The sequence below is a fragment of the Paraurantiacibacter namhicola genome, from assembly GCF_001687545.1.
In the GTDB taxonomy this organism is placed as follows: domain Bacteria; phylum Pseudomonadota; class Alphaproteobacteria; order Sphingomonadales; family Sphingomonadaceae; genus Paraurantiacibacter; species Paraurantiacibacter namhicola.
The window spans coordinates 896,842-907,500 of record NZ_CP016545.1; the positions used below are offsets into that span (position 1 = coordinate 896,842).

General features: G+C 64.2%; 8 protein-coding genes (1 of these 8 only partly in view). 3 read left to right on the plus strand and 5 right to left on the minus strand.

The features are described from left to right. The first annotated feature begins 17 nt into the window (after window positions 1-17). The 3 genes from A6F65_RS04300 to A6F65_RS04310 all read left to right on the plus strand — a co-directional run bounded on the left by A6F65_RS04300 (window position 18) and on the right by A6F65_RS04310 (window position 3,923). On the plus strand, window positions 18-1,103 hold the full coding sequence (locus A6F65_RS04300) for an acyltransferase family protein (RefSeq protein ID WP_067786278.1): 1,086 nt from the start codon (window positions 18-20) through the stop codon (window positions 1,101-1,103). An 86-nt stretch (window positions 1,104-1,189) separates the two neighbouring features. Further along, on the plus strand, window positions 1,190-2,491 hold the full coding sequence (gene hslU, locus A6F65_RS04305) for an ATP-dependent protease ATPase subunit HslU (RefSeq protein ID WP_067790006.1): 1,302 nt from the start codon (window positions 1,190-1,192) through the stop codon (window positions 2,489-2,491). Between the two features lie 259 nt (window positions 2,492-2,750). Continuing rightward, on the plus strand, window positions 2,751-3,923 hold the full coding sequence (locus A6F65_RS04310; protein ID WP_067786280.1) for an alpha/beta hydrolase family protein: 1,173 nt from the start codon (window positions 2,751-2,753) through the stop codon (window positions 3,921-3,923). Between the two features lie 132 nt (window positions 3,924-4,055). On the opposite strand, the gene A6F65_RS04315 is transcribed toward A6F65_RS04310, so the two are convergent. From A6F65_RS04315 to A6F65_RS04335, 5 genes are all read right to left on the minus strand, one after another. Beyond that, window positions 4,056-5,561, minus strand: coding sequence for a SulP family inorganic anion transporter (locus tag A6F65_RS04315; RefSeq protein ID WP_067786282.1), 1,506 nt, complete (start codon window positions 5,559-5,561; stop codon window positions 4,056-4,058). A gap of 128 nt (window positions 5,562-5,689) precedes the next feature. Further along, on the minus strand, window positions 5,690-6,538 hold the full coding sequence (locus A6F65_RS04320) for a diacylglycerol/lipid kinase family protein (protein ID WP_067786284.1): 849 nt from the start codon (window positions 6,536-6,538) through the stop codon (window positions 5,690-5,692). Further along, window positions 6,535-8,373 carry an ABCB family ABC transporter ATP-binding protein/permease gene (locus A6F65_RS04325; protein WP_067786286.1) on the minus strand — a complete coding sequence of 613 codons (1,839 nt, stop codon included), beginning with the start codon at window positions 8,371-8,373 and terminating at the stop codon, window positions 6,535-6,537. Before A6F65_RS04325 ends, A6F65_RS04320 begins: the two co-directional genes overlap by 4 nt. 57 nt (window positions 8,374-8,430) lie before the next feature. Then, window positions 8,431-9,393, minus strand: coding sequence for an aspartyl protease family protein (locus A6F65_RS04330; RefSeq protein WP_067790009.1), 963 nt, complete (start codon window positions 9,391-9,393; stop codon window positions 8,431-8,433). A 129-nt stretch (window positions 9,394-9,522) separates the two neighbouring features. Next, on the minus strand, window positions 9,523-10,659 hold the 3' portion of the coding sequence (locus A6F65_RS04335; protein ID WP_067786288.1) for a lipopolysaccharide biosynthesis protein. 360 nt of this gene lie beyond the right edge of the window; 1,137 of the gene's 1,497 nt are visible here — the last part of the coding sequence; the start codon falls outside the window, past its right edge; the stop codon is at window positions 9,523-9,525.

Genomic DNA, 10,659 nt, shown 5'->3' on the forward strand with positions numbered 1-10,659 from the left:
CATACCAAGGGGGGGATATGCCGACACATCGCAGCGAACGGATCCAGTCGATCCAGCTCATGCGCGTGCTCCTGGCCTTCATGGTGGCGGGATACCACTATGCCTATGCTTTCGCGGCGAACATCGGGGAGGGCTTGTCCCTGCCCCCGACAGACTACCAGTTCGGCAGCGCGGGCATGGTCAGTTTCTTCTTCATGTCCGGCTACATCATCACCTTTGCCAGCCGCCGCGATTTCGAAGATCCGCATGGCTCGCGCAATTTCCTCATTCGGCGCTTCACGCGAATCCTGCCGACCTGGTGGGTGTCGCTCTTCGTCCTCGCCTTCGCCCTGATTTTCCTGGCCGGGCAGAGTGTGGACCCGATCAATTTCCTTCGCTCGCTTGCCCTGCTTCCCAGCTGGACGATCGGTAACGAGGCCTTTCCGCAGCCACTGAACTATCCCGGTTGGACCCTGTTCATTGAAATGGTGTTCTACCTCGGTTTCGGCCTCGCGATCATGTTCGGAAAGAGGATCGCTTACGCCGCGATTGCCATCGGTGCCCTGGTCGCAGTGACGCTGGGGACGATGCTGCAACCAGAAGGCGCCATCGCATACATGTTGACCACGCCGGTCTATGTGATGTTCCCGCTTGGCATCGCGCTCGCCTCATGGCGGCTTGGCGGCGGGGCGATGAAATTGTGGCAGAGGATCGCCATTTTCGGCGTTGCTGCAGCCATTTTCATGACCGCGCCATTCCCGAGCACCGGCATCGACCTCGGCTGGGAGTATCTATGGTGGGCGGGCGTGCCCGGCATGCTGGCCTGCACGGCAATACTTGGCGGGCCGATGCAGGTGCCATTCTTCGATCTGGTGGACCGGATGGGAGACGCTGTTTACGCGCTGTACCTGTTCCACATCCCACTCGCATGGATTTGGACCTGGGGTTTCCCGAAACTCGTGGTCGGCCAGCCAGAACTCTTCTTTGTCTCGCTATTCTCTGCCAGCGTGGTCTTCAGCTGGTATTATTATCACTGGCTGGAGCTGCCGCTTATCAAGCAGGTGAACCGGCGGCTGAAGGCATCGGCGCAGAACGACCGGATGCTGCAGCGCACGGGATACTGACCTCCGGGTTGAAATCGGCGCCGCGCAGGCCACATTCGCTGGCACGGATACGGGCGCGAACGGGACCTGCGCCGCTACAGAAAGAGATCATGGACAACCTCACCCCCAAGGCGATTGTCGCCGCGCTGGACGAACACATCATCGGGCAGAAGGATGCCAAGCGCGCGGTTGCCGTGGCGCTGCGCAACCGCTGGCGCCGTCAGCGGCTGGACGCGGATCTGCGTGACGAGGTGACGCCCAAGAACATTTTGATGATAGGCCCCACCGGCTGCGGCAAGACGGAGATCAGCCGCCGGCTGGCGAAGTTGGCCAGTGCGCCCTTCGTGAAGGTGGAGGCCACCAAGTTCACTGAGGTCGGCTATGTCGGCCGCGATGTGGAGCAGATCGCCCGCGACCTGGTGGAAGAGGCGATCCGCCTGGAAAAGGACCGCCGCCGCGAAAGCGTGCGCGAGGCTGCCAGCGAGGCTGCCATGGACCGGCTGCTGAACGCGCTGGTGGGTGACAATGCGAGCGAGGCAACGCGTGAGAGCTTCCGCCAGCGCGTGGTCGACAATTCCATGAACGATACCGAAGTCGAGATCGAAGTCGCCGATGCGCCCTCCGCGCAGATGGAGATCCCCGGCATGGGCGGCGGCATGTCGATGATCAACCTCAGCGACATGATGGGCAAGGCCTTTGGCAAGCAGCCTACCAAGCGGCGGAAGCTCAAGGTCCCCGATGCATGGGACAAGCTGGTCGAGGAAGAGGCCGAGAAGCGCATGGACCAGGACGACGTCGCCCGCGTCGCGCTGGAGAATGCCGAAACAAACGGCATCGTCTTCCTGGACGAGATCGACAAGATTGCCGTCAGCGACGTTCGCGGCGGCTCCGTGTCCCGCGAGGGCGTGCAGCGCGACCTGCTGCCGCTGATCGAGGGCACCACTGTTGCCACCAAATACGGGCCGATGAAGACCGACCACGTGCTGTTCATCGCCAGTGGCGCTTTCCACGTCTCCAAGCCTTCCGACATGCTCCCTGAATTGCAGGGCCGCCTGCCGATCCGCGTCGAGCTGCGCAGCCTGACGGTGGAGGACTTCGTCCGCATCCTGAGCGAGACGAAGGCCAACCTCGTCAGTCAGTACAAGGCGCTGCTGGGGACGGAAAAGCTGTCGGTCGACGTTACAGAGGATGCGGTTCTGGAAATCGCCCGGATCGCCGCGCAGGTGAACGACGGGGTCGAGAACATCGGCGCCCGCAGGCTGCAGACGGTGATGGAAAAACTATTCGAGGAACTGAGCTTCGAAGCGGAAGAAATGGCCGACCAGAGCGTGACGATCGACGCCGGCTATGTGCGCGAGAAACTGGGCGTGCTGGCCTCGGATACCGATCTCAGCAAATACATCCTTTAATAGGGTCTTGAAGGCGCATCAGTGCTTGCGCAAAGGCGGGCGAATGGAGGCCGGACCGCATTCGGTAGAGCGGCATGGACTGTTCATCGTGAAGCAGCGGCTTGGCCGTTGACCGGCAGGCCCCGGGTCATATTCCCGGGCAATGGCAAAATTCGGCGCGGCACTCCTTTCCCTTGTTCTCCTTACAGCTTGTGAGGCTGTCTCTACGCAGCCGGACGTCGCTATACGCGCCCCAGCCGCACCGTCGGGTGCATGCGAAGTGGGCCTCTATGCAGGGCCGGATAGCGAATTCGTCATCGTCACCAAGAGCGGGGACGGGTATCGGTACCAGACGTCCAGTGGCGAGGTCGGAGACATGATCCCCACCGGCGCAGCAACGGCATGTGCGGGACCTGGGTTTGTCAACTTTGCTGGCGTGTCCCTGCCGCGGATCGACGCAAGGGTCACGGACACGCGCTTCCGATCCGGTGATGTCGAGCTGGCAGGACGCCTCATCCAGCCATCCGGCGCCGGACGGGATACCCCGCTCGTCGTCTTCGCACACGGGTCGGAGGACACTGGCTGGATCGACCGGTCGCCGGAACCCTACCAGATGGTCGGGCGCGGCATCACCGTATTCGTGTATGACAAACGCGGGACCGGCCTTTCGGGCGGGTCATATACGCAGAATTTCCCGGCACTGGCCGACGATCTGGTTGCCGCCTCGGCAGAGGCGAAGCGTCTGGTTGAGGGCATGCATGGACGGTTCGGGATCATCGGCCTGAGCCAGGGCGGCTGGATCGCGCCGCTTGCCGCCGAGCGTGCCGGGGCAGACTTCATCGGGATCGGTTACGGCCTGGTCGTCGACATTCGCGAGGAAGATGCAAGCCAGGTCGAGCTGGAATTGCGCACGGCGGGCTATCCAGAGGATGTCATTGCCAGGGGCCGCGAACTGACCGACATCACCGCGCGGCTTGTTGCGTCCAATTACCGCGATGGCCTGGACGAGTTCGCAGTCTTCCGGGACCGCCATGCGGGCGAGCCCTGGCTGTCTGGCTTGCGCGGTGGATATACCGGCGTGCTCTTGGGCATACCGATCGCCGAGCTGCGCGATCGCGGCGTACCCATGTTCGACCGGCTGGACATCGACTGGAGCCTCGATCCGGTCGAGGTGCTGCGCGGCGTAAAGGTGCCGCAGCTATGGGCCCTGGCAGGCGCGGACCGGGAAGCCCCGATGGAAGTGACACTCGCCCGGTTGCAGTCATTGCGGTCCGAAGGCAGCGACATCCGCGTGTTCGTGTTCCCCGAAACCGACCATGGCATGTGGGAATTCCGCAGGCAGCAAGATGGGTCTCGCATGTCGACAAAGGTTACGGGGGGTTTCCACGACCTGATGGCAGATTGGGCACGCGGATCGGTGGCCGGTTCATACGGCCGCGCCGAGGAGCGATAACCGGGAGTCGCTACATGGGAACGCGGAATTGCCGGCAGTAGGCGACCTCCATCGGTAGCCTGCAAACGGCTTACCCGGCTTGTCGCAAAGGCGATCTCGTCAGCGTCATTGGGGCGTCTGATCAGGCCCGGCTCACGGATGCGGCGCTAGCCCGATCTCCACGCCGGTCTTGTCCGTCAGCGCGAACTTGTCGAACAGGTCGGCGCTTGCGCGGTTGAGGCCCTTCACCTGCACGCTGCGGCCGTTGCGGCGCATGCGCTCCACCACCTTGTCCAGCGCGCCGATGGCGGAGATGTCCCAGAAATGGGCCTTGCGCACGTCGATGATGACGTGGTCGGCCGGATCGGGCTGCGTGCTTTCCGGGCCAAGCGCGGCTTCGAAGCGTTCGACGCTGGCGTAGAACACCTGCCCCTTGGCGCGGTAGATGGCGGTGTCGCCCTTCCGTTCGCGCACGACCTCGAACATCGTCATCACCTTGTGGGTGAAGAAGACGCCCGAAAGGATGACGCCTGCCAGCACGCCGAGCGCCAAGTTATGCGTCGCGACAACGACCACGACAGTGGACAGCATCACGACGCTGGACTGCCAGGGATGCTTTCCGAGATTGGCAAAGCTATTCCAGCTGAAGGTGCCGATGCTGACCATGATCATGATCGCCACCAGTGCCGGCATGGGCACGCTGCCCACCAGATCGCCCAGCACCGCCAGCATGATCAGCAGGGAAAGGCCGGCGGTGAAGGTGGACAGGCGTCCGCGCCCACCGCTGGTCACGTTGATGACGGACTGGCCGATCATGGCGCAGCCGCCCATGCCGCCGAACATGGCGGCCACGACATTGGCGATACCCTGGCCGCCGCTTTCGCGCCGCTTGTCGCTGCCGGTGTGCGTCATGTCGTCCACGATCTGCGCGGTCAGCAGGCTTTCCAGCAGGCCGACTGCGGCCATGGTGGTGGAATAGGGGGCGATGATGCGCAGGGTTTCCCACGTCAGCGGCACGTCCGGCAGCACGAAATAGGGCAGGCCTTCAGGCAGTTCACCCATATCGGCGACCGTATTCACCGGCGTGCCGAGCCAGAGGGCAAGCCCGGTCAGCACGACAATGGCGACCAGCGGGCTGGGTACGGCGGTGGTGAATTTGGGCAACAGGTAGATGATCGCAAGCGCGCCCGCGACCATGACATAGGTCTGCCAGACCACGCCGTCGTTTCCGGGCATCAGTTCGGGCAGCTGCGCCATGAAGATCAGGATAGCCAGCGCGTTGACGAAGCCGGTGATGACGGAGCGTGAGACGAACTGCATCAGCAGGTCCAGCCGCAGGGCAGCGGCCAGCAGCTGGAAGATGCCCATCAGGATGGTCGCGGCAAACAGATATTCCACCCCGTAATCGCGCACCAGCGGTACAACCACCACGGCAACAGCGGCGGTGGCGGCGCTGATCATGCCCGGGCGGCCGCCGGTAAAGGCAATGACCATGGCAATCGCGACGGAGGCGTAAAGGCCCACGCGCGGGTCCACGCCCGCAATAATCGAGAAGCCAATCGCCTCCGGTATCAGCGCCAGTGCCACCACAAGGCCGGCCAGCATGTCGGCACGGATATTGGAGAACCAGTCGCGGCGGATCGCGCTTGTATTGAACATGGGGATGGCCCGTCTTCAGGAATGGATCGGGCGCAGCGCGGTCGTCCGCGCGCGCACAAGAGCCGCGCCAATGGCCTATGTTGCATTGCAGCACAAGGGGGCGGGGCGGGGGCCCTCGCGGATCGGGATCAGACGAAGCGGACCGATTGCTGTGTCAACGCGAACTCCACGGGCGAGGAATCGACCACGTCGCCATCGGCCTGCACGGGCGTTTCGGCATCGCAATGCACGGACAGTCTCTGCGTTTCGAAAACGTGCCAGTGCCCCTTCGGCTTGCGCGATCCGGTCAGGGCATAGGCCACCAGCGCCAGCAGGTCCCGCCGCCGCGCATCGGGCAGCGCCAGCACGCGCAGGCTCTCGCCTTGCAGCTGCGCGGCGCGGTCCAGTGTCCAGCGCCCGGCATAATGGCGGCCGCGCAGAACGAAGACCGCCTCGGCCTCCAGCGGGCCATGGTCGCTGACCAGTTGCATGCGCGTGCGCGGCCAGTTGCGGAACAGCGCGAGCAGCGCCGCGACATAGGCGAAGCGGCCAATCCGCAGCTTCAGCTTCTCCGACACGATGGAAACGGAATGCGCGTCCACGCCTACCGATGCGCAGGCCAGAAAGGGCGCGCCGCCTATCGTGGCGATGCGCGTGGTCACGGGATCGCGCCGACGTTCCACTTGCCGGGCGAACTCTTCCGGGTCGCGCGAATAACCCAGCTCCCGCGCAAGCAGGTTGATGGTGCCGGTGGGATAGATCGCCAGCGGCGGCAGGGCTGCGATGTCCGGCTGATTGCCAATCACCAGCCGCGCCGTCCCATCACCGCCGGCCAGTACGGCAAGGTCGGCACCCGGCGCATCGCGCGACGCGTCGAAACTGTCGCCGAATGCGTGAATGACTTCGTGTCCGCGGCCCTGCAGGATCGCTGCAAGGCGCTGGACGCGCGCCATGCGCTTGGGCTGCAGGCGTTCGTTATAGACCAGCGCGATCTTCAACCGGCACCCTCCGTGGCCAGCGCCTCGGCATCCGGACCGGTCTCGGCCTGCTGGCGCGACCACATATCGGCATAAAGCCCGTCGCGGCGCAACAGTTCGGCGTGGCGACCCTGTTCCGCGATCCGGCCCGCATCCATCACGTAGATAAGGTCCGCATCGGCGATGGTGGAGAGGCGATGCGCGATGGCCAGCGTGGTTCGGTTTTCTGAGACCCGGTCCAGCGTGGCGAGGATCTCCTGCTCCGTACGGGAATCGAGCGCACTGGTGGCTTCGTCCAGCAACAGGATCGGCGGATCCTTCAGCAGCGTGCGCGCGATGGCGACGCGCTGCTTTTCCCCGCCGGACAGCTTCAGGCCGCGCTCGCCCACCTGCGTTTCCAGTCCGTCCGGAAGGCTGCGGATGAAGGGGCCGATGGCAGCGCCTTCGGCAGCGGCCATCACCTCCGCCTCGTCCGCACCTTCGCGGCCATAAGCGATGTTGTAGCGCAGCGTGTCGTTGAACAGCACGCTGTCCTGCGGGACGATACCGATGCGGCTGCGCAGCGATTCCTGTGTGACCTGAGCAATATCCTGCCCGTCCACAAGGATGCGTCCGGATGAGGGATCGTAGAAGCGGAACAGCAGACGGCCGATGGTGCTCTTGCCCGCGCCGGACGGGCCGACAATGGCCACGCTGGCACCGGCGGGCACCTCGAAGCTCAGGCCGTGGAGGATTTCGCGCTCCGGCTCGTAACCGAAGCTGACATTGTCGAACACGACGGAGGGCTGGCGCACGATCAGCGCAGGCGCGCCCGGCACATCTTCGACCTCCACCGGCGTATCGATCAGGCGGAACATCTGCGCCATGTCGATCAGGCCCTGGCGGATCGTGCGATAGACCCAGCCCAGCAGGTCCAGCGGGCGGAACAGCTGCATCAGGTATGTGTTCACCAGCACCAGCGCGCCCGGCGTGAGGTTGCCCTTCGACCATTCCCAGACGGTAAAGGCCATCGCGCCCGCCATCAGCAGATTTGTGATCAGCGCCTGCGCCATGTTGAGCAGACCAAGCGAGTTCTCGCTCTTCAGCGCGGCGCGGGCATATTGCCGAGCGGACCCGGCATAGCGATCCAGCTCACGCTTCTCGGCGCTGAAGTATTTGACGGTCTCGTAATTCAGCAGGGAATCCACCGCGCGGGCCAGGGCCTGCCCGTCCAGCTCGTTCATCTCGTGCCGCAGCTTGGTGCGCCATTCGGTGATGGCCTGCGTCATCCAGATATAGGCGATGACGGTAACGAACGTCGCCGCCACCAGCTCCCACCCGAACAGCGTCCAGAAGATTGCGGCCACGACCGTAAGCTCGATCAGCGTGGGCGCGATATTGAACAGCAGGAAATAGATCATCGTGTCGATGCTCTTCGTCCCGCGTTCGATGATCTTGGTGACCTCGCCCGTGCGGCGCGACAGGTGGAAGCGCAGCGACAGGCGGTGCAGGCGCGCAAACACGTCCTGGGTCAGGCTGAGCACGGCGTCCTGTCCGACGCGCTCGAACACCATGTTGCGGACATTGTCGAACAGCACGGTGGCGAAACGTCCGCCGGCATAAGCCACGACCAGGCCGATCCCGACCCACAAGGCCGGATCGCCGTCCGCCGCCATCACGTCCACCGCCCCGGCATAGGCAAAGGGCAGGGTCAGCACGACGGCCTTCGCCAGCAGCACGAACAGCCCGGCCAGCAGGATGCGGCGCTTCAGGTCGGGCCGGCCTGCGGGCCATAGATAGGGCAGGAAACGGCGGACCGTCTTCCAGCCCGCCTGCTCCATTACGGCATCGCCGGGCGTGTCATGAATTGGTGGCATGCCGCCCAAGTGGGTGTTCGCCGCCGCCTTGGCAATGTTGCGTCCGGCTGGCCCGGGTCAGAAGCCGCCGACTGTCGTGCTGCGCAGGTTGCCGAAGCCGAGTCCGCGCGGCAGGTCGAACATGACCTTGCGATCCTTGAAATCGATCGCGACGCGGCGGAAGACGGACAGCTCGTTCACGCCCAGCACCAGCGCGGGTGTGTCGGAAAGGCCCAGGGCGTGGAATGGCGGGCTGTCGGCAAACAGGATGGGGAAGTTGCGCAGCTGCATTTGCCCGACCGTCAGCTTGCCTGCCTTATAGACATCGGTGCTCATGCGGACGCCGTTGATGTCTATCAGGTCCGTTTGACCGATCTGGCGTGTGCGGCGCAGGGTCTCCAGCAGGGCCGGATTGCCGATCGTGCCTTGCGATCCGGTATCGATGATGACGGTCGTCTCGATCCCGTTGACCCGCGCATCGGTGATGATTAGCTGGCCCAGCTTGGGCTGCGCCTGCACGACGATCTCGTAACCGGAATTCTTGCGCTTGTCGGTCACGTCGGTGACGTGGATTTCCTCTTTCACGAAATCGATGACGACGCGCTGGTCCTGCAGGCTGTCGAGACCGAGGATACCGTGCGCCCCGCCGATGTTCTGCCGGTCCACCAGCGGTGCCTGTCGGATGGTCATGGTCCGGCGTCCAAGCGAAAAGCCCGGGATCATTGCGACTTCTACCGGCCGGCGGCTCGCCATGCCGATAAGCGTGGCCTGGCCGCGGTCGTTCAGGCTCAACTCGTCGGCAAGCTCGCGGCTGATGACGGTGGCCTGAGCGCCCGTGTCGACAAGGAAGCGATATGGGCCAGTCCCGCCGATCTGCACCGGCACGGTGACTCGCTGGAAGTGCTCGACATCCAGCTGCAGTGTCTCGCCATTCGGGTCGGGCGCGAAATTGGGGTCGGCCAGGGCCTGCGGGTCAGCCGCAGCACCGGACATTGCCAGCGCTGCCGCGCCCGCCATCGCCATGAAAAATGTCTTTTGCATATACCTCTCCACCGCTTCGCCCACCGGCCGCCGTGGAGGTTGGCGCGCATCCAATGTTACCACAGGCAAGCGCCGCGACCAAATTGGGATCGATGGCGCAAGCTTCGCGCAACATTCGGGAAGTGACGGTCAGGTGTAGCGCTGCCGCAGGCGGCCGAAGGCCTCTCGCTGATGGCGCAAGATGTCGGAGAACTCGCCCGCGCTCGGATGGCGGATGGCGATAAGCGCGGCATACCAAGTCACGACGCCGAGCGTGGAGAGCAGCGCCAGGACGCCGAATGTCATTTCATCGGGCGCCATCCAGAAGGCATAGCCAAGGGCCAGCGGGCCGATCGCCGCGAGGCCGGCGACGAATGTGCGCCAGTAGATGTCCAGCAGGCTGCGCCAGGAGAAGCCAACAAGCCTCTGCATGAAGGCCGCATGGATGACCCACCAGATCGCGCCATGGACGATGCGCGAAATGGCAGCCCACTCAAGCCCGAATTGCGCGGCATAATACAGCAGGCCGATGGACAGCGCGGCATCCAGCATCGTCAGCATCACGATGGTACGCCATTTGCCCAGCAGATAACCCACGTCGATCTGCATCGGGATGGCGATGAAGAAGACCTGCGCCAGGGCGACCCAGACCATGACCGGCGCGACGCCGGCCCAGCGCTCGCCATAAAGCGCCAGCACAAGGGGCTCGGCGCCCATGGCCAGGCCGAACATCGCTGCCCAGGTCACGGCGCAGAGGGCAGAGGTCAGGCGCAGGTAATGGGCCGAAATATCCTCACCCCGGTCTCGCGCGCGCGAAAGGGAAGGGTAGAATACGGACTCTACAGGGCCGCTCACCAGCACGCGGAACTGCACTGCCAGCCCGGTCGCCCGGCCATACAAGCCCAGCGCCGCCTCGCTGATCATCTTGCCCACGATCAGGTCCGGCGCGCGGGTCGCCACGCTGGCGGTAAAACTGATCAGGCTGGATGACCCGCCATAGGTGAAGATGCGGCGCGAGCCGTCGAGGCTCGGCGGAAATATCCGGAAGATGGGGTTCACCAGCTGCGTCAGCCCCGCCTTCGCCATCTGGTAGGCGAAGACCCCGAAGGCGAGCGACAGGGAGGAATAGCCATACCACGCAGCGCCAACCGTGATGACGACCTGCACGAGGTTCGCGCCGGTTTCCACAAAGGCATAGCCGCGAAAATCCATTCGCCGCTGGACCATCGCCAGCGGGACGACGCTGAAGGGGATGAAGACATAGGAGATGCCGATCACCAGCGCGAT